This is a genomic window from Streptomyces sp. NPDC091387 (assembly GCF_044756945.1).
Taxonomy (GTDB): Bacteria; Actinomycetota; Actinomycetes; order Streptomycetales; family Streptomycetaceae; genus Streptomyces.
The window spans coordinates 62755-82185 of sequence record NZ_JBIVTZ010000025.1; the positions used below are offsets into that span (position 1 = coordinate 62755).

At 70.2% G+C, this 19431-nt stretch carries 17 protein-coding genes; 13 read left to right on the forward strand and 4 right to left on the reverse strand.

What is annotated here, in order from left to right; all coding sequences use genetic code 11:
* Positions 1 to 30: 30 nt before the first annotated feature.
* From ACIQM0_RS35330 to mutM, 5 genes are all read left to right on the forward strand, one after another.
* Positions 31 to 1116 (forward strand): cell division initiation protein, encoded by a 1086-nt coding sequence (locus ACIQM0_RS35330; RefSeq protein ID WP_401294688.1) that lies wholly within the window; start codon positions 31 to 33, stop codon positions 1114 to 1116.
* 223 nt (positions 1117 to 1339) lie between these two features.
* Complete coding sequence (locus ACIQM0_RS35335) at positions 1340 to 1948, forward strand: YceD family protein (protein ID WP_385034594.1); 609 nt, start codon at positions 1340 to 1342, stop codon at positions 1946 to 1948.
* A 2-nt stretch (positions 1949 to 1950) separates the two neighbouring features.
* Positions 1951 to 2124: a 50S ribosomal protein L32 gene (gene rpmF / locus ACIQM0_RS35340; RefSeq protein WP_003965982.1), complete on the forward strand. Its 174-nt coding sequence runs from the start codon at positions 1951 to 1953 to the stop codon at positions 2122 to 2124.
* A gap of 19 nt (positions 2125 to 2143) precedes the next feature.
* Entirely contained in the window at positions 2144 to 2971 is an 828-nt protein-coding gene (rnc, locus tag ACIQM0_RS35345; RefSeq protein WP_363025051.1) for a ribonuclease III, read from the forward strand.
* Positions 2972 to 3060: 89 nt separating this feature from the next.
* Entirely contained in the window at positions 3061 to 3918 is an 858-nt protein-coding gene (mutM, locus tag ACIQM0_RS35350; protein WP_401294690.1) for a bifunctional DNA-formamidopyrimidine glycosylase/DNA-(apurinic or apyrimidinic site) lyase, read from the forward strand.
* Here mutM and ACIQM0_RS35355 read toward each other — a convergent pair.
* Together ACIQM0_RS35355 and ACIQM0_RS35360 are read right to left on the reverse strand one after the other, a co-directional pair.
* Entirely contained in the window at positions 3915 to 4334 is a 420-nt protein-coding gene (locus ACIQM0_RS35355; protein ID WP_401294692.1) for a winged helix-turn-helix transcriptional regulator, read from the reverse strand. The genes mutM and ACIQM0_RS35355 overlap by 4 nt on opposite strands.
* A gap of 109 nt (positions 4335 to 4443) precedes the next feature.
* Positions 4444 to 5382 (reverse strand): CAP domain-containing protein, encoded by a 939-nt coding sequence (locus ACIQM0_RS35360; RefSeq protein ID WP_401294694.1) that lies wholly within the window; start codon positions 5380 to 5382, stop codon positions 4444 to 4446.
* Between the two features lie 146 nt (positions 5383 to 5528).
* Between ACIQM0_RS35360 and ACIQM0_RS35365 the strand changes: the two genes are divergently transcribed.
* From ACIQM0_RS35365 to ACIQM0_RS35380, 4 genes are all read left to right on the forward strand, one after another.
* Complete coding sequence (locus ACIQM0_RS35365; protein ID WP_189545860.1) at positions 5529 to 5810, forward strand: acylphosphatase; 282 nt, start codon at positions 5529 to 5531, stop codon at positions 5808 to 5810.
* A 438-nt stretch (positions 5811 to 6248) separates the two neighbouring features.
* Positions 6249 to 6461, forward strand: coding sequence for a hypothetical protein (locus tag ACIQM0_RS35370; protein WP_024494492.1), 213 nt, complete (start codon positions 6249 to 6251; stop codon positions 6459 to 6461).
* A 359-nt stretch (positions 6462 to 6820) separates the two neighbouring features.
* Positions 6821 to 10546, forward strand: coding sequence for an AAA family ATPase (locus tag ACIQM0_RS35375; RefSeq protein WP_401294697.1), 3726 nt, complete (start codon positions 6821 to 6823; stop codon positions 10544 to 10546).
* Positions 10547 to 10765: 219 nt separating this feature from the next.
* Positions 10766 to 12184 carry a sugar porter family MFS transporter gene (locus tag ACIQM0_RS35380; protein ID WP_401294699.1) on the forward strand — a complete coding sequence of 473 codons (1419 nt, stop codon included), beginning with the start codon at positions 10766 to 10768 and terminating at the stop codon, positions 12182 to 12184.
* Positions 12185 to 12222: 38 nt separating this feature from the next.
* Here ACIQM0_RS35380 and ACIQM0_RS35385 read toward each other — a convergent pair whose 3' ends face one another.
* Positions 12223 to 13188 (reverse strand): LLM class flavin-dependent oxidoreductase, encoded by a 966-nt coding sequence (locus ACIQM0_RS35385; RefSeq protein WP_401294701.1) that lies wholly within the window; start codon positions 13186 to 13188, stop codon positions 12223 to 12225.
* Between the two features lie 266 nt (positions 13189 to 13454).
* Here ACIQM0_RS35385 and ftsY point away from each other — a divergent pair, with 266 nt between their 5' ends.
* On the forward strand, positions 13455 to 14651 hold the full coding sequence (gene ftsY, locus ACIQM0_RS35390; protein ID WP_401294703.1) for a signal recognition particle-docking protein FtsY: 1197 nt from the start codon (positions 13455 to 13457) through the stop codon (positions 14649 to 14651).
* Positions 14652 to 14792: 141 nt separating this feature from the next.
* Here ftsY and ACIQM0_RS35395 read toward each other — a convergent pair whose 3' ends face one another.
* A complete protein-coding gene (locus ACIQM0_RS35395; RefSeq protein WP_401294705.1) occupies positions 14793 to 15452 on the reverse strand; it encodes a bifunctional DNA primase/polymerase in 660 nt (219 codons plus the stop codon).
* 425 nt (positions 15453 to 15877) lie between these two features.
* Between ACIQM0_RS35395 and ACIQM0_RS35400 the strand changes: the two genes are divergently transcribed.
* The 3 genes from ACIQM0_RS35400 (at position 15878) to ACIQM0_RS35410 (ending at position 19412) form a co-directional block, all read left to right on the forward strand.
* Complete coding sequence (locus tag ACIQM0_RS35400; protein WP_401294707.1) at positions 15878 to 17356, forward strand: hypothetical protein; 1479 nt, start codon at positions 15878 to 15880, stop codon at positions 17354 to 17356.
* 368 nt (positions 17357 to 17724) lie between these two features.
* Complete coding sequence (locus ACIQM0_RS35405) at positions 17725 to 19077, forward strand: ammonium transporter (RefSeq protein WP_401294709.1); 1353 nt, start codon at positions 17725 to 17727, stop codon at positions 19075 to 19077.
* Positions 19074 to 19412 (forward strand): P-II family nitrogen regulator, encoded by a 339-nt coding sequence (locus tag ACIQM0_RS35410; protein ID WP_069170469.1) that lies wholly within the window; start codon positions 19074 to 19076, stop codon positions 19410 to 19412. The genes ACIQM0_RS35405 and ACIQM0_RS35410 overlap by 4 nt, the downstream gene beginning before the upstream one ends.
* Positions 19413 to 19431: the final 19 nt, after the last annotated feature.

Below are 19431 nucleotides of genomic sequence, written 5' to 3' on the forward strand. Positions count from 1 at the left end.
CAATCGGCAGTAGAGAGTGGCGAGCACACGGTGGACGTGCAGAAGAAGCTCGACGAGATCGTCGAAGCGGTCGGGAACGCCCGGTCGATGCCCATGTCGGCGTCCTGCGTGGTCAACCGCGCCGAACTGCTCGCGATGCTCGAGGAGGTGCGCCAGGCCCTGCCCGGCTCCCTCGCGCACGCGCAGGAGCTCATCGGCGGCCGGGAGCAGCTCGTCGAGCAGGCCCGCCAGGAGGCCGGGCGGATCATCGAGTCCGCCCACGCCGAGCGGGGCTCCCTGATCTCCGGCACCGAGATCGCCCAGCGGTCCCAGGCCGAGGCCGACCGGATCCTCGGTGAGGCCCGCAAGGACGCCGAGGAGATCCGAGGCGAGGCCGACGAGTACGTCGACAGCAAGCTCGCCAACTTCGAGGTCGTCCTCACCAAGACCATCGGCTCGGTCGACCGGGGCCGCGAGAAGCTCCTCGGCCGCGGCCAGGGCTTCGACGAGCAGGGCTACGAGGACCCCGACTTCGCCGAGGCCCCCGAGCGCAGCGCCGACCCGGCCACGCTCCAGCGCCGGGCCGACGACTACGTGGACACCAAGCTCGGCGCCTTCGAAGCGGTGCTCGCCAAGACCCTGGAGGCGGTGGGCCGGGGCCGGCAGAAGCTGCACGGCCGGGTCGCCACCGACGATCTCGGCGCGCACATGGCCGCCCAGGACGCCGCGGGCAGCCAGGGCCACACCAGCGACGAGGACCACTGGGCGGGACTGGCCGAGACGGCCACCCCGGAGCCGCGGCAGGTGCCCCAGCAGCTCCCTCCGCAGGCCGATCCGCACTTCCCCGCGCAGGCCGAGCCGCAGTACGCGCAGACGTACGCGTACCAGGACCAGCCGCAGCAGGACGTGTACGGCTACCAGCAGCAGCCGGACCCCTACGCGGGCTACCAGCAGCAGGGCTACGACCAGAACCAGGTCCCGCCGCCCGCCCAGGGCTACGACGCCTGGCAGCAGCAGCCCGCCCAGACCCAGCAGCCCCTCCAGCAGCACGGCGAGGGCGCCCTGGACGAGACCAGCCTGTTCGACACCAGCATGATCGACCTGGACCAGCTCCGCAGGTACGAACAGGAGCACTGACCGGCCGGGAGCCGGCCGGGGCGCCGCTCAGGGGCGGATCAGGACCGGATTGGGAGCTGAGCGGCGCGTCAAGTATCCTGGCTCTTCGGTCGCGCGTATGTCCGCGATCCAGGCTGCCCGCTTCGACCCCGGAGCCGGTCGGCCCCACCCCACCACGCGTGATGCGCATGATTCGAAAGCAGGAAAAGCCCTGAACGGCCATCTCGACCACCGAAACCCTCTCGTGTTCGATACGCACGAGCTGGGTCGGCGTCCTGGTGCCATGAAGCGGCTGACCCGCTCGGTGGACGCCCCCAAGGACTTCGGTATCGACGGAGTCATCGGTGTGCCGGAAGGCGCACCCGTGGAGCTGGATGTCCGCCTCGAATCGGTCATGGAAGGTGTGCTCGTCACAGGCACCGCCCGTGCATCGGCCGAGGGGGAGTGCGTAAGGTGTCTGGAGCCGCTGAGCCTTGAGGTCGAGGCGGACTTCCAGGAGATGTTCTCGTACCCTGACGCCGATGACCGGAACCGCAGCAAGACGGCGGACCCGGTCGACGACGCCGAGGACGACGAGGACAGGTTCTTCCTTGAGGACGGCTTGTTCGACCTCGAGTCAGTGCTGCGTGATGCGGTGGTGCTCGCACTGCCGATGCAGCCGGTGTGCCGGGAGACCTGCGCCGGTCTGTGCTCCGAATGCGGAGTCAGGCTGGACGAGAACCCCGGTCACCACCACGAAGCCCTCGACATCCGTTGGGCAGCGTTGCAAGGACTCGCCGAGACCGTTCAGGACGGCGAGAAGGACAACATGGGCGGCGCCGAACCTGGCGTCGACGAGAAGCAGGAGAAGTAGCCGTGGCTGTTCCGAAGCGGAAGATGTCGCGCAGCAACACGCGCCACCGCCGGTCGCAGTGGAAGGCTGCGGTCCCCACCCTGGTTTCGTGCGAGCGTTGCCAGGAGCCGAAGCTGCAGCACATCGCGTGCCCCAGCTGCGGCACGTACAACAAGCGCCAGGTCCTCGAGGTCTGAGCGGCTGGTGAGAGGCCCGATGTCTGAGTTGTCCCAAGCCAAGAAGCAGGCAGACAACGTCAACACAGCCTCGTCCCACACGCTTCTGGAAGGGCGGCTCGGGTACCACCTCGAGTCCGCCCTTCTGGTGCGTGCGCTGACCCATCGTTCGTACGCGTACGAGAACGGCGGTCTGCCCACCAACGAGCGGCTCGAATTCCTCGGGGATTCGGTGCTCGGCCTGGTGGTCACGGACACGCTATACCGCACTCACCCCGACCTGCCTGAAGGCCAGCTGGCCAAATTGCGGGCCGCGGTAGTCAACTCGCGTGCGCTTGCGGAAGTGGGCCGCGGCCTCGAACTCGGCTCCTTCATCCGGCTCGGCCGCGGTGAAGAGGGCACGGGTGGCCGGGACAAGGCGTCCATCCTCGCCGACACCCTGGAAGCGGTGCTCGGTGCGGTCTATCTCGATCAGGGCCTCGGCGCGGCCTCGGAGCTGGTCCACCGGCTCTTCGACCCGCTGATCGACAGGTCCTCCAACCTCGGCGCCGGCCTGGACTGGAAGACCAGTCTCCAGGAGCTCACCGCGAGCGAGAGCCTCGGAGTCCCCGAGTACCTCGTCACGGAGACCGGCCCGGACCACGAGAAGACCTTTACTGCTGCTGCTCGCGTCGGTGGTGTCTCGTACGGCACCGGCACCGGCCGTAGCAAGAAGGAAGCGGAGCAACAGGCGGCAGAATCCGCCTGGCGCGAGATCAGTGCCGCCGCGGAGGCGCGGGAGGCTGTGGCCAAGGAGGCCACTGCCGACGGAGGGGCCGCCGACACCCCTGCCGACCCGCCGCCGTCCACGGACGTCGCTCCGGCCTGACCCGAGAACCCCTCGGTGCCCTGTGCACCGGGGGGTTTTCCCTGCCCAGAACCAGGTATCGACACCGATACAGACACAGGAGCGACACCGTGCCCGAGCTGCCCGAGGTCGAAGTCGTACGACGCGGTCTCCAGCGCTGGGTGACCGGGCGCACGGTCGGCGAGGTCGAGGTCCTGCACCCGCGGGCGGTCCGCCGCCATCTCGCGGGGGGCGTGGACTTCGCGGCCCGGCTCGCGGGAGTCCGTTTCGGGCCGGCGATGCGCCGCGGCAAATACCTCTGGATGCCGCTGGACGACACGGCCGGCTCGCTCCTCGGCCACCTCGGCATGAGCGGGCAGCTGCTCGTGCAGCCGCAGGACGCCGCCGACGAGAAGCACCTGCGGGTCAGGGTCCGGTTCGACGACTCCGTCGGCACCGAACTGCGCTTCGTCGACCAGCGCACCTTCGGCGGCCTCTCGCTCCACGACAACACCCCCGACGGAGTGCCCGACACCATCGCGCACATCGCCCGCGATCCGCTGGACCCGGAGTTCGACGACGCCGCGTTCTTCACCGCGCTGCGACTGCGCCGCACCACGGTCAAGCGCGCCCTGCTCGATCAGTCGCTGATCAGCGGTGTCGGCAACATCTACGCGGACGAGGCCCTGTGGCGCGCCAAGCTGCACTACGACCGCCCTACCGCGACCCTGACCCGCCCCACGTCGGCCGAGCTGCTCGGCCACGTCCGCGATGTGATGAACGCGGCGCTGGAGCAGGGCGGCACCAGTTTCGACAGCCTCTACGTCAACGTGAACGGTGAGTCGGGCTACTTCGACCGGTCGCTCGACGCCTACGGGCGCGAGGACGAGCCGTGCCACCGCTGCGGTACGCCGATGCGGCGCCGCGCCTGGATGAACCGGTCCAGCTACTTCTGCCCGCGCTGCCAGCGCCCGCCGCGCGACGCCTAGCCCTCCCGGGCTGCGTGGGCCTCGTCGTAGCGTTCACGAGCCGCCATGACCTCGATCATCCGGCCCTCGACGAGCTGGATCAGCCCGAGCAGCTGCTCGGTGACCTGCCGCCCCAACGGGGTCAGCTCGTAGTCGACGCGGGGCGGGTTGACCGGCTGTGCCTCGCGGTGCACCAGTCCGTCACGTTCCAGCGCGTGCAGTGTCTGGGAGAGCATCTTCTCGCTCACCCCGTCGACCCGGCGGCGCAGCGCGTTGAAGCGGAGGGTGCCCTCGTACAGGGCGCCGAGGGTCAGACTTCCCCAGCGGCCGGTGACATGTTCCAGGGTGCCGCGCGAGGGGCACCGCTTGGAGAACACGTCGAAGACCCACGCCTCGCCCGGACAGCCGTCCGTTCCACTGCCGCCGTTCTCGTCCATGGAAACCAGCGTACGCCCGCACAGCGCTTTCTCCAGGGTTGCGTAATCCGTGGGTGAGCGGGTGGGGCGTACGAGGTCGGAGAGGGGGGTGGTGCGGGGCGGGCAGGGCTCAGAAGCCGAAGTCCTGGGTCCACCAGGGGCCGCCGGAGCCGAAGTGGACACCCACGCCGAGCGTTTTGTAGTCGCAGTTGAGAATGTTCGCGCGGTGGCCTTCGCTGTTCATCCAGGCGTCCATCACGGCCTGCGCGTCGGCCTGGCCGCGGGCGATGTTCTCGCCGCCGAGCCCGTCCACTCCGGCCTTCGCGGCACGGTCCCAGGGGGTCTTGCCGTCGGGGTCGGTGTGGTCGAAGAAACCGCGGGCGGCCATGTCGTCGCTGAAGTTCTGGGCGAGCGAGGCCAGCGAGCTGCTCGCCGTGACCGGGCTGCAGCCGACCTTGGCGCGCTCCTGGTTGACCAGGGAGAGCACGGCGGCCTGGGCCGAGGTGTCGGCGGGCGGTGCCGTGGTCCGGCGGGGAGCCGGAGCGGAGGTCGAGGGGGCCGGCGCCGAGCTCGCCGCTGCGACAGCACTCTTCGTGGCCCTGGCCGCCGGAGCCTTGGAGGCGGAGGCCTTCTTGGACGGCTCCTTCTTCTCCGCTTCCTTCGTCGGTCCGGACGTCGTGGAAGGGGAGGCGGAGGGCTTGCCGTCGGCGGAGGGGCTCGACTTCGTGGGCCCGTCGGTGCGGCCGGTACCGCGGCTCGCGGTGTCGGACGCGGTACCGCGGTCGGCCGGCGGGGTCGTGGAGCCGCCCTGCGTCAGCAGGTCCGGGGCGCCCTCGGAGCGCACCTGGTCGGCGGCCGAACCGCCGCCCAGGTAGTTGTCGCCGCCGGGCAGCAGTCCGGAGGCCACGGCGACGGCCCCGACGGCCATGGCCGCGGAGACACCGAGCAGTCCCGTACGCACCGGCATCCCGGACCGCTTCCTGCGGCGGGCTCCCCGGCTGGGTTCCGTGTCCCACTCCGCGGTCTCTTCAGCGGCGGGAGCTGCGGCGGAGCGTCGATGGCGTCCCATCTGCTGTTGCCCTTCTGACGACCTGGACGCCGATTTCGACGCCACCATGGCTCACCCGATCGAGTGAAGCTTTTGCGAGGGGACTGTACGCCATGGCCTTTCGGCCAGAAGTGCTCCGGAAGCAAGTGGCCGGTTAGCGTTCGGGCATGAACGAAGAGGTACGACTCACCGCCTGGGTACGCGGCCGAGTACAGCAAGTAGGGTTCCGCTGGTTCACCAGGGCAAACGCTTTGGAGATCGGTGGTCTCACCGGTTTCGCCCTCAATCTCGACGACGGCAGGGTGCAGGTGGTCGCCGAGGGGCGGCGTGAGAATTGCCACCGTCTGCTGGATTGGCTGCGCTCGGACGACACACCCGGCCGCGTTGACGGAGTCACTGAGATCTGGGACACCCCGAGGGGCGGATACGAGGGGTTCGCGATCCGCTGATCCGGTACCCGGGCAAGGGTGGGAGAGGTCTCGTGTTCGGGCTGTGTTCGAGGTGCGGCGCGGGGTGACGGCGAGGGGCGCCATTGCGCGTACACACGAAATGACCTGCGGAATGATCCGGTGGTTGCCAAGATTCGGTTGCCGTGCGAGGCTGCGGCGAGAAGGATGATCTCCGTGCCGCTGAGGGCCCCGCAGGAGAGTCGCGCCGCATGATCGCCAAGCCGCGCGCCCCCGGGACGCCCGTCTCTACAGTGTGTGATCGTGTTGACCGTCAAACTTTTTGGTGAGACGCTGAAAACCCCGCGCACCTTAGCTGTTCGGCAGAGCTGTTTGGCAGCAGAACAGCAGTGAACACAGAGCACTGCCGAGCACCGCGGGTGCGATTCCCTCACGACCCACACCGCATCGGTCGGTCACTCAGTGTGGAGGACCATCCTCATGGCAAAGGCGCTTCTCGGTTACGTCGGCGGTTCCGACCCGCGACTCCTCGCCGAGATGCGACGGCTTCAGCAGCGCGTCCAGGATCTTGAATCCGAGATCGTACGGATTCAGGACGAGAACGACGCGCTCAACGCCGCCGCTCAGCACCAAGAGTCGCTGCTCGACAGCATCGACATCGACGTACCTCAGGCGGAGCCGGCGCTGACCTGACCGATGGCCCCAGGGCCGGTCGGGCTGCACGCGTCAGCCGCACGGAATCATCGTCGTCGGATCGCCACCGGATCATTGAAGATCGATTGCGCTTGATCATCGATTGCCGGTGATCCGCGTCTTCATCTGTCTGTCATTGATCCGGCGTGCGCGCCTCCACGGAGGCGTCGCATCCGCCGGCACAGCAATGTGCGAGACAGTAATGCACAAGATTTGTAGGGGACGCTTCGGCGTCCCTTCTTTCTTTTCCCCTCAGAACCGCGCCCGTCCCGCCCCGGACGTACACCCCTTCCCTTACCGTCTGATGTGCCCTGCACTTTCATCAGCGAAACCGAGAGCGAAAGGTAGAGTCCGGCGGCGTGCACCTCAAGTCCCTGACCCTGCGTGGTTTCAAATCGTTCGCCTCCGCCACGACCCTGCGGTTCGAACCCGGGATCACCTGTGTGGTCGGCCCCAATGGATCGGGCAAGTCCAATGTCGTGGACGCTCTCTCCTGGGTCATGGGGGAGCAGGGTGCCAAATCCCTGCGCGGCGGCAAGATGGAAGACGTGATCTTCGCCGGTACCACCGGGCGGCCTCCGCTCGGGAGGGCGGAGGTGTCGCTGACCATCGACAATTCCGACGGCGCACTTCCCATCGAGTACGCCGAAGTGACGATCACTCGGATCATGTTCCGCAATGGCGGCAGTGAATACCAGATCAACGGCGACACCTGCCGGCTGCTGGACATCCAGGAGCTCCTCTCGGACTCCGGCATCGGCCGGGAGATGCATGTCATCGTCGGGCAGGGCCAGCTGGACTCCGTACTCCACGCCGACCCGATGGGGCGCCGCGCGTTCATCGAGGAGGCCGCCGGCGTACTGAAGCACCGCAAGCGCAAGGAGAAGGCGCTGCGGAAGCTCGACGCGATGGGGGCGAACCTGGCCAGGGTCCAGGACCTCACCGACGAACTGCGCCGCCAGCTGAAGCCACTCGGCCGGCAGGCCGCGGTCGCGCGCCGGGCCGCTGTCATCCAGGCCGATCTGCGTGACGCCCGGCTGCGGCTGCTCGCCGACGACCTGGTCCGGCTGCACACCGCGCTGCGCGGTGAGATCGCCGACGAGGCTGCGCTGAAGCAGCGCCGGGAGGCGGCAGAGGCGGAGCTCAAGGCGGCGCTGGGGCGCGAGGCGGAACTGGAGGACGAGGTGCGGCGGCTGACGCCGCGGCTCCAGCGCGCCCAGCAGACCTGGTACGAGCTGTCGCAGCTCGCCGAACGGGTACGCGGCACGATCTCGCTGGCCGACGCCCGGGTGAAGAGCGCCACCGCCCCGCCGGAGGAGGAGCGGCGCGGCCGCGACCCGGAGGACATGGAGCGCGAGGCCGCCCGGATCCGCGAGCAGGAGGCGGAGCTGACCGCGGCGCTGGAAGCGGCCGAACACGCCCTGGAGGACACCGCGTCCCACCGGTCGGACCTGGAAAGGGAGTTGGCGGCCGAGGAACGCAGGCTGAAGGACGCGGCCCGCGCCCTCGCGGACCGGCGCGAAGGGCTCGCCCGGCTGAGCGGCCAGGTCAACGCGGCCCGCAGCCGAGCCGGTTCGGCGCAGTCGGAGATCGACCGGCTGGCCGCGTCGCGCGACGAGGCGCGGGAGCGGGCGGTCGCCGCACAGGAGGAGTACGAGGAGCTCAAGGCCGAGGTCGACGGCCTGGACGCCGGCGACGCCGAGCTCGGCGAGCGGCACGAGGCCGCCAGGAGCGAGCTGAAGGAGGCGGAGGCCGCGCTCTCCGCCGCCCGGGAGGCCGCCACCGCCGCAGAGCGCAAGCGCGCCGCGGTCGCCGCCCGCCACGACGCACTGGCCCTCGGGCTGCGCCGCAAGGACGGCACCGGGGTGCTGCTCGGCGCCAGGGACCGGCTGACCGGCCTGCTCGGGCCGGCCGCGGAACTGCTCACGGTGGCCCCGGGACACGAGGTCGCGGTGGCCGCCGCACTGGGCGCGGCGGCGGACGCGGTGGCGGTGACGGACCCGGCCACCGCGGCGGAGGCGATCCGGCTGCTGCGGAAACTGGACGCGGGACGGGCCGCGCTGCTGCTCGGGGGCGGACCGGGCGTCCTCCCCGGGGCGTCCGATGCCGTGGGGCACGTACCCGGTCAGGGCGCGGAGGCGGACACCGCGTCCCGGGGCGGCGTCGCCCACGTCCCCGCGCAGGAGGGCTCGGCCCTGCCGATGCCGCAGGGGCCCACCGGGACCGAGGCGGCGGTGGCCGGGCGACCGGTGGCCGTGGCTCTCGACGGCCGGGGGAACCCCGCCGTCGCCGATCTCGTCAGCGGTCCCGTCGAACTGATGGCCGCCGTGCGCAGGCTGGTGCGGGACATGGTGGTCGTCGGGACGCTGGAGGACGCCGAGGACCTGGTGGCCGCCCGCCCGGAGCTGACGGCGGTGACCGGCGAGGGCGACGTGCTCTCGGCGCACTTCGCGCACGGTGGTTCCGCCGGGGCGCCCAGTCTCCTCGAAGTCCAGGCGTCCGTGGACGAGGCGGCCGCCGAGCTCGCGGAACTGGCGGTGCGGTGCACGGAGCTGGCCGAGGCGCAGCGGCTCGCGGCGCAGCGTCGCGGTACCGTCGCGGCGCTCGTCGAGGAGCTGGGGGAGCGGCGCCGGACCGCGGAGCGGGAGAAGTCCGGGGTGGCCCAGCAGCTCGGGCGGCTGGCCGGCCAGGCGCGGGGCGCCGCCGGTGAGGCGGACCGGATGGCCGCCTCCGCGGCCCGTGCCCAGGAGGCGCTGGAGCGCGCGACCCAGGACGCGGAGGAGCTCGCCGAGCGGCTGCTCGTCGCCGAGGAGGCCTCGCAGGACGGCGCGGACGAGGAACCGGACACCGCCGTGCGCGACCGGCTCGCCGCCGACGGTGCCAACGCCCGCCAGACCGAGATGGAGGCCCGCCTCCAGGTCCGTACCCACGAGGAACGCGTCAAGGCGCTGGCCGGCCGCGCCGATTCCCTCGACCGCGGAGCCCGCGCCGAACGGGAGGCCAGGGCCCGCGTCGAGCAGCGCAGGGCCAGGCTGCGCCACGAGGCCGCGGTGGCCTCCGCCGTGGCGTCCGGCGCCCGTCAGCTGCTGGCCCACGTCGAGGTGTCCGTCGTACGGGCGGAGCGGGAACGGGCCGCCGCGGAGGCCTCGAAGGCCGAGCGGGAACAGGAGCTGGCGGCCGAGCGGCTGCAGGGCCGCGAGCTCAAGGGTGAGCTCGACAAGCTGACGGACTCGGTCCACCGGGGAGAGGTACTCGGCGCCGAGAAGCGGCTGCGGATAGAGCAACTGGAGGCGAAGGCGCTGGAGGAGCTGGGCGTGGAGCCGGCCGGTCTGGCCGCCGAGTACGGGCCCGACCAGCTCGTGCCGCCGTCCCCGGCGGCGGAGGGCGAGGAGCTGCCGGAGGATCCGGAGCATCCGCGCAACCAGCCGAAGCCGTTCGTCAGGGCCGAGCAGGAGAAGCGGCTGAAGTCGGCCGAACGGGCGTACCAGCAACTCGGGAAGGTGAATCCGCTCGCTCTCGAGGAGTTCTCCGCGTTGGAGGAGCGGCACAAGTTCCTCTCCGAGCAGCTTGAGGACCTGAAGAAGACCCGGGCCGATCTGATGCAGGTCATCAAGGAGGTCGACGAGCGCGTCGAACAGGTCTTCACCGAGGCCTACCGGGACACCGCCCGCGAGTTCGAGGGCGTCTTCTCGCGCCTCTTCCCGGGCGGTGAGGGGCGGCTCGTCCTGACCGACCCGGACAACATGCTCACGACCGGCGTGGACGTCGAGGCCCGTCCGCCGGGCAAGAAGGTGAAGCGGCTGTCCCTGCTGTCCGGCGGCGAACGGTCACTGACAGCAGTGGCGTTGCTCGTCTCGATCTTCAAGGCCAGGCCGAGTCCGTTCTACGTGATGGACGAGGTCGAGGCGGCGCTCGACGACACCAACCTGCAGCGGCTGATCCGGATCATGGTGGAACTCCAGGAGAGCTCCCAGCTCATCGTGATCACGCACCAGAAGCGGACGATGGAGGTCGCCGACGCGCTCTACGGCGTCTCGATGCAGGGCGACGGAGTCTCCAAGGTCATCAGCCAGCGGCTGCGCTGAGCCCTTTCCGGCCCAGCCGCGCCTTCAGGACTTCAACATGTCTGCTCGCACTCCTGGGGTGAATGCCCGCAAGGAGCGCGATTCCGGCTTGAAAAATTGAAGACGCGGCGCCAATGTCACCGCTTGCATCTTCAAGTGGTGGCAGTGGTGAACGTATGCGCCACTGGGAACAGCTCGCCCCCCCACGCCTGCGCCCGCGGCCAGGTACCAGGAGTTCATGTGACCAGCACATCGCAGGGACCAGAGTCCGGAGCCAGAGCGGCCCACCCGGACCACCTCGGTCATGTCATCTTCATCACGGCAGCCGCTGCGATGGGCGGCTTCCTCTTCGGTTACGACAGCTCCGTGATCAATGGGGCCGTCGAGGCGATCCGCAGCCGGTACGACATCGGCTCCGGCACACTCGCCCAGGTCATCGCCATCGCCCTGATCGGCTGTGCGATCGGCGCCGCCACCGCGGGCAGGATCGCCGACCGCATCGGCCGCATCCGCTGCATGCAGATCTCCTCGGTCCTCTTCACCATCAGCGCCGTCGGTTCCGCGCTCCCCTTCGCGCTCTGGGACCTGGCGATCTGGCGCATCATCGGTGGCTTCGCCATCGGCATGGCCTCGGTGATCGGCCCGGCGTACATCGCCGAGGTGTCGCCGCCCGCCTACCGCGGCCGTCTCGGCTCCTTCCAGCAGGCGGCGATCGTCATCGGCATCGCCATCTCCCAGCTGGTCAACTACGGCATCCTGCAGATCGCCGACGGCGACCAGCGCGGCAAGATCGGCGGCCTCGAGGCCTGGCAGTGGATGCTCGGCGTGATGGTCGTGCCCGCCGTCCTGTACGGACTGCTGTCCTTCGCGATCCCCGAGTCGCCGCGGTTCCTGATCTCGGTCGGCAAGAAGGACCGGGCCCGTCAGATCCTGTCGGAGGTCGAGGGAAACGGTGTCGACCTCGACGCCCGGGTGACCGAGATCGAGACCGCGATGCACCGCGAGCACAAGTCGACCTTCAAGGACCTGCTGGGCAGCCGCTTCGGCTTCCTGCCCATCGTCTGGGTCGGTATCGGACTCTCGGTCTTCCAGCAGCTCGTCGGCATCAACGTGGCGTTCTACTACTCGGCGACGCTGTGGCAGTCCGTCGGCATCGACCCGACCGACTCGTTCTTCTACTCGTTCACCACCTCGATCATCAACATCATCGGCACGGTGATCGCGATGATCCTGGTGGACCGGGTGGGCCGCCGCCCGCTGGCCCTCGTCGGCTCCTGCGGTATGGCCGTCGCCCTCGCCTTCGAGGCATGGGCCTTCTCAGCCAGCCTGGTCGACGGCAAACTCCCCAACACCCAGGGCGTGGTCGCGCTCGTCGCGGCCCATGTCTTCGTACTCTTCTTCGCCCTGTCCTGGGGTGTCATCGTCTGGGTCTTCCTCGGCGAGATGTTCCCGAACCGGATCCGCGCCGCCGCGCTCGGCGTCGCCGCGTCCGCACAGTGGATCGCCAACTGGGCGATCACCGCGAGCTTCCCGAGCCTCGCTGACTGGAACCTGTCGGCCACGTACATCATCTACGCCTGCTTCGCCACGCTCTCGATCCCCTTCGTCCTCAAGTTCGTCAAGGAGACCAAGGGCAAGGCGCTGGAGGAGATGGGCTGATCCCATGCGCGTCTTTGCTCCTGAAGGCCGTACGGCCTTCAGGAGCCGGTCGCCTCGCAGAACAGCCGCAGGCTGCGCCACCCCTCCTCGACCGGCATTCCGCCGCACAGCGGATGCAGGACCAGGCTGTCCAGCTCCTCGCCCAGTTCCGTGCACGCCTGCGGGGTGATGATCCGGTAGACGCCCTCGTCGCGCAGCTCCGCCACCGTCGTCGCCCCCGAACGGACGGCCGAGCGGATGTCCTTGGACTGCCAGGAGGCGTACGTACGCGCCTCGTGCAGGAAGTGCTCCCCGTACTCGGCCCAGGTCCGGTCCGGGTCCTCGGACACGTGCAGCAGCGGCGTCTCGGCCGCCGGCATCATGCAGAAGCCCTCCGTGCCGTGCTCCGCGCGCTGCTCGTGGTAGTACGCCTCCAGCTCGGGCAGATGCGCGCTCGGGAACAGCGGCAGCCCCAGCCGTGCCGCCCGCCGCGCCGCCGCCCGCGAGCTGCCGCCCACCAGCAGCAGCGGGTGCGGCCGGGTGAACGGACGCGGGGTGACCGTGACCGTGCGGCCGCGGAACTCGAACGGCTCCCCGGTCCACGCCAGCAGCAGCGTCTCCAGCAGCTCGTCCTGGATCCGTCCGCGCCTGCCCCATTCGACGCCCGCGCGCTCGTACTCCTCCGGCCGGTAGCCGATCCCCGCGACCGTGACCAGCCGGCCCGCGCTCAGCAGGTCGAGCACCGCGATGTCCTCCGCCAGCCGCAGCGGGTCGTGCAGCGGCCCGATGATCGCGGAGACCGTGACCGCGATCCGGCCGGTGGCGCCGAAGACGGCACCGGCGAGGACGAAGGGGGAGGGCAGCCAGGAGTTGGCGGCTCCGTGGTGCTCCTCGGTCTGCACGGTGTCGACGCCGTGCTCGTCGGCGTACGCGGCCATGTCCAGGGCCGCGCGGTAGCGGGCCGAGAGCGAGGCGGGCGTGGCGTCTGGATCGACGAGGTTGAACCGGACGACTGTGAAGGCCATGACACTGTCCCCTTCGCCGGGCGGGCGGGCGAGGCCGGACAGTAGCTGACGCAGCGTCAGAAGTGTAGGGGTGTGCCGCGCTACGGCAGGCCGTCGAGGCCTGAGACAGCCCGGAACCCCCGGGTGCGACTGCGACAGGTTGAGCGCTTCGAAGGACGATTCCCGCCGGCGGAAGCGTCGCACGGACCGCGCGGCCCGTACGCGCACGGTCACGGGTCCGCGCCTTCTGCGACTCCCCGCCTTTCGTGACCGATACTGGGTGGGTTATGGAATTCGTCATCCTTGCTGTAGTCATCGCCCTGGTCGCGGTCGGCGTGATCAGCGGGCTCGTGGTCAGCAGCCGCAAGAAGAAGCAGCTGCCCCCGGCACCGTCGAGCACGCCGACCATCACTCCTCCCGCCGAGCCCCATGTCGGCGAGGAGGCCGAGACGCCGCGCGACGCATCGCGCCGCACCATCGAGGAGGTCGGGCTCCCGCCCGCCGAGACCGCCGACGAGCAGGCCCCGGAGGCCGTCGCGCCCCCCGTGCTCGACGTTCCCGAGCCCACGGCCGGCCGTCTCGTACGGCTGCGGGCCCGCCTCGCCCGCTCGCAGAACTCCCTCGGCAAGGGGCTGCTCGCGCTCCTGTCCCGGGACAACCTCGACGAGGACACCTGGGAGGAGATCGAGGACACGCTCCTCACCGCCGACGTCGGCGTCGCCCCCACCCAGGAGCTGGTGGAACGGCTCCGGGAGCGCGTCCGGGTCCTCGGCACACGTACTCCGGAGGGGCTGCGCTCGCTCCTGCGCGAGGAGCTCCTCACCCTGCTCGGCACCGACTTCGACCGTGCGGTCAAGACGGAGAGCGGCGTCGACACCCCGGGCGTCGTGATGGTCGTCGGTGTCAACGGCACCGGCAAGACCACCACCACCGGAAAGCTCGCCCGGGTGCTCGTGGCCGACGGCCGCAGCGTCGTGCTCGGCGCGGCCGACACCTTCCGGGCCGCCGCCGCCGATCAGCTCCAGACCTGGGGCGACCGCGTCGGTGCCCGCACCGTGCGCGGACCCGAGGGCGGTGACCCGGCGTCGATCGCCTTCGACGCGGTGAAGGAAGGCATCGCCGAGGGCGCCGACGTCGTACTGATCGACACGGCGGGCCGGCTGCACACCAAGACCGGCCTGATGGACGAGCTCGGCAAGGTCAAGCGGGTGGTCGAGAAGCACGGACCGCTCGACGAGATCCTGCTCGTCCTGGACGCCACCACCGGGCAGAACGGCCTGGTGCAGGCCCGGGTCTTCGCCGAGGTCGTCGACATCACCGGCATCGTCCTCACCAAGCTGGACGGCACCGCGAAGGGCGGCATCGTCATCGCCGTCCAGCGTGAGCTGGGCGTACCGGTGAAGCTGATCGGGCTCGGAGAGGGGCCGGACGACCTGGCCCCGTTCGACCCGGAGGCGTTCGTGGACGCCCTGATCGGGGACTGACACCCGTCGGTGGAAAGAAGCCCGGCCGCATGACCCATGCGGCCGGGCTCTTCGCTGCAACGACGAAGCGTGTGCCGGGCCGGGCGGCCCAGCACGTGCCGGACCGCTGAACAGTGAACGGCTGAACAGCCCCTGGGCGGCTCAGCCGCAGAGTGCCCACCGGTGGCAGATGTACGCCAGTGTGCCCAGCAGCAGCCGTGCTTCCGGCGGCGCCGCAGCGTTGTCCGGGGCCGGTGACCGGAGCCAGCGGACGGGGCCGAGGCCACCCTGGTCCGACGGCGGTGCGGTGATGTGGGAGCCGGGGCCCAGGGCCCGCAGGTCCAGCCCCGCGTCGTCCCAGCCCATCCGGTACAGCAGCTGGGGGAGTCCGGCGGCGGCGCCCGGCGCCACGAAGAACTGCGCCCGGCCGGCCGGCGTCACGGCCACCGGGCCCAGCGGCAGCCCCATCCGCTCCATCCGTACCAGCGCGCGGCGCCCGGACTGCTCGGCGACATCGAGGACGTCGAAGCTGCGGCCCACCGGCAGCAGCATCGAGGCGCCCGGCACCTCGGCCCAGGCGCGCGCCGCCGCTTCGAGCGTCGCCCCGGCGGGAACCTCCCGCGCGCGGTCCAGCGGATGCGCGCCGGGGGAGGGGCAGTCCGCCTCACCGCAGGAGCAGTCGCCGTCCACGATCCGCGCACCCGGCGTCACGGCCCAGCCCCACAGCCCCGTGTACTCGGCCACCGCGGTGCCCTCGGTCGCACGGCCGCGGCGCCGTGAGCCGGATCGCAGTTCGCGGATGCCGCCGATCGTGAAGCCCATGCCCCCTCCAACGGGTCCAACTCGCCGGTGGTTACGGACCGGAGCCGATTCGTGACTCCGCCGTCCCGTCGATCCGGTTGGACGCGGGGCGCGCACCGGGGTGTTTGAATCGGCCCGCACGCCCCTGAATGCGCCTTTGCGCCCACCGCTGATCGCTCTCTGTCAAGTCAATCGCGCCCGGCCGTAGCGGCGTTCATCCGAAGGGGTGGCGAATGGTGGCGTTTCCGCAATCACCCTCCCTGAGGGGGTGATCGTAGGATTACCGTCGGTACACGAACCATGGAAGTATGTGCTCCCATGGGTATGCCGGAGGCATCCCGATTTTCTGTTCGATGGTGTGCGACCTCCGTACGGACAGCATCGGTTCACGGCATTCTGATAGTGGTTCGCGGCGGACGGGTATTCGGCGGGATGGGGGCGTTCCAGTGAGTGGCAGCGGCGCAGGCGATTCGAATGCCGGTAAGCGCCCGAACGAGCAATTGGGATCATGGTTCGTGCGCAGCGGCTGGTCGAAGGGCGAGCTGGCCCGGCAGGTCAACCGCAGGGCACGTCAGCTGGGCGCCCACCACATCAGCACCGACACCTCCCGGGTACGGCGCTGGCTCGACGGCGAGCAGCCGCGCGAACCGATCCCGCGCATCCTGTCCGAGCTGTTCTCGGAACGCTTCGGTACCGTCGTCGCCGTAGAGGACCTGGGGTTACGCGCCGCACACCAGGCCCCGTCGGTGGCCGGCGTCGATCTGCCCTGGGCCGGACCGCAGACCGTCGCCCTGCTCAGCGAGTTCTCCCGCAGCGATCTGATGCTCGCCCGCCGGGGCTTCCTCGGCAGCTCCCTCGCCCTCGCCGCCGGCCCCGCCCTCATCGAACCCATGCAACGCTGGCTGGTCCCCGTCGCCACCGCCGCGCCCGCCGCGGAGCCGGATCCGGAGGCCGCCGCCCGCCGCCCCTCCCGGCTCTCCGGCCCCGAGCTCGACCTCCTGGAATCCACCACCGCGATGTTCCGCCAGTGGGACGCGCAGTGCGGCGGCGGACTGCGCCGCAAGGCCGTCGTCGGCCAGCTCCACGAGGTCACCGACCTGCTCCAGGAGCCGCAGCCGGCCGTCACCGCCAAACGGCTGTTCCGCTGCGCCGCCGAACTGGCCGAGCTCGCGGGCTGGATGAGCTACGACGTGGGCCTCCAGCCCACCGCCCAGAAGTACTTCGTCCTCGCCCTGCACGCCGCCAAGGAGGCCGGCGACAAGCCGCTCGGCTCGTACGTGCTCTCCAGCATGAGCCGCCAGATGATCCACCTCGGCCGCCCCGACGACGCCCTCGAACTGATCCACCTCGCGCAGTACGGCAGCCGCGACTGCGCCACCGCGCGGACCCAGGCCATGCTGTATGCGATGGAGGCCCGCGCCTACGCCAACATGGGCCAGCCCAGCAAGTGCAAACGAGCCGTCCGGATGGCCGAGGACACCTTCCTCGACGCGGGCATCGACGGGGAGCCCGAACCCGACTGGATCCGGTTCTTCTCCGACGCCGAGCTCAGCGGCGAGAACTCCCACTCCTACCGCGACCTGGCCTATGTGGCCGGCCGCAGCCCCACGTACGCCTCGCTCGCCGAACCCGTCATGCGCAAGGCGGTGCAGCTCTTCGGCGAGGACGACGAACACCAGCGGTCGTACGCCCTCAACCTGATCGGTCTCGCCACGGTCCACCTCCTCAAGCGCGAGCCCGAGGAATCCACCGTGCTGGCCGAGAAGGCGCTGCGCGTCGCCAAGAAGGTCCGCTCCGAGCGCGTCAACACCCGGCTGCGCAAGACGGTCGACACCGCGGCCAGGGACTTCGGGGACATTCCCGAGGTCGCCTGCCTCACCGATCTCCTCACCGAACAACTGCCCGAGACCGCGGAAGCGGTCTGACGGCACCCCTGCCCCGGCCACGACGACCACCCCGCACAGACCGACTTCGGCTCCCCCGATTGCCAGGTCAGTGGGTGGTCGCCGTGGCCGGTTCGTGTGGTCGTGCCCGTACCGGAGCGTCGTAACCGCACCGTATGCGGCCACGGCCGCAGAGTAGGCCCGAGCGCGGATGCGGCACGGGCGGTTCATGGGGACGTAACACGTCGCCCCCCTTCGTCACTGCGGCGAAACACCGTGCGGCATCGGCGGAAACGGCGCTGGGCGAATCTCATGGCGCATAACCGGCCCGCACCTTTTCCCCAGTGGTCCCGCACGTGGTTGTGCCCCCATCGCCCGCACGCGGCCGCACCGACGACGAGGAGACGCCGATGCCCCCAGGCATCACGACGTTCGCAGCAGACGCCCCGACACTGTCTGCCGCCAATACCGGATTCATGCTCATCTGCTCGGCCCTCGTGATGGTCATGACTCCGGCCCTGGCCTTCTTCTACGGAGGCATGGTCCGCGTCAAGAGCACCCTCAACATGCTGATGATGAGTTTCATCAGCCTCGGGATCGTGACGATCCTGTGGGTGCTGTACGGATTCAGCCTCGCCTTCGGCACCGACATCGGGTCCTTCATCGGCTGGAGCTCCGACTTCGCCGGCCTCAGCGGGATCGGCGTCACCCAGCTCTGGGACGGCTACACCATTCCGGTGTACGTCTTCGCCGTCTTCCAGCTGATGTTCGCGGTCCTCACCCCGGCCCTGATAAGCGGTGCCCTCGCCGACCGGGTCAAATTCACCTCCTGGGCGCTGTTCATCACCCTCTGGGTCACCGTCGTCTACTTCCCGGTCGCGCACTGGGTCTGGGGCGCGGGCGGCTGGCTGTACGAGCTCGGTGTCATCGACTTCGCCGGCGGTACCGCCGTCCACATCAACGCCGGTGCCGCGGCCCTCGGCGTGATCCTCGTCATCGGCAAGCGGGTCGGTTTCAAGAAGGACCCGATGCGGCCGCACAGCCTGCCGCTCGTCATGCTCGGCGCCGGACTGCTCTGGTTCGGCTGGTTCGGCTTCAACGCCGGATCGTGGCTCGGCAACGACGACGGCGTCGGCGCGGTCATGTTCGTCAACACGCAGGTCGCCACCGCCGCCGCGATGCTTGCCTGGCTCGGCTACGAGAAGCTCCGCCACGGCTCCTTCACCACCCTCGGCGCCGCCTCCGGCGCCGTCGCGGGCCTCGTCGCCATCACCCCGTCCGGCGGCGCCGTCAGCCCGCTCGGCGCCATCGCGGTCGGTGCCATCGCCGGTGTCCTGTGCGCCATGGCCGTCGGCCTCAAGTACAGGTTCGGCTACGACGACTCCCTGGACGTCGTCGGCGTCCACCTCGTCGGCGGCATCGTCGGCTCCCTGCTCGTCGGCCTCTTCGCCACCGGCGGAGTCCAGTCCGACGCCAAGGGCCTCTTCTACGGCGGCGGACTCGAACAGCTCGGCAAGCAGGCCGTCGGCGTCTTCGCCGTCCTCGCGTACTCTCTGGTCGTCTCCGCGGTCCTCGCCCTCATCCTCGACAGGACGATCGGGATGCGGGTCGAGGAGGACGACGAGGTCTCCGGCATCGACCAGGTCGAGCACGCCGAGACCGCGTACGACTTCAGCGGCGCCGGCGGCGGTCTGTCCTCCCGCCCCACGCCTCCCGCCCCCGGCACCACGGCGGCCCCGACGAACAAGAAGGTGGACGCATGAAGCTCATCACCGCAGTCGTGAAGCCCCACCGGCTTGACGAGATCAAGGAGGCCCTCCAGGCCTTCGGCGTCCAAGGCCTCACGGTCACGGAAGCCAGCGGCTACGGGCGTCAGCGCGGCCACACCGAGGTCTACCGGGGCGCCGAGTACACCGTCGACCTCGTCCCGAAGATCCGCATCGAGGTACTCGTCGAGGACGAGGACGCCGAACAGCTCATCGATGTCGTCGTCAAGGCCGCCCGGACCGGCAAGATCGGTGACGGCAAGGTCTGGAGCGTCCCGGTCGAGACCGCGGTCCGGGTCCGTACCGGCGAACGCGGCCCGGACGCACTCTGACCGACGGTTCCGCACACGG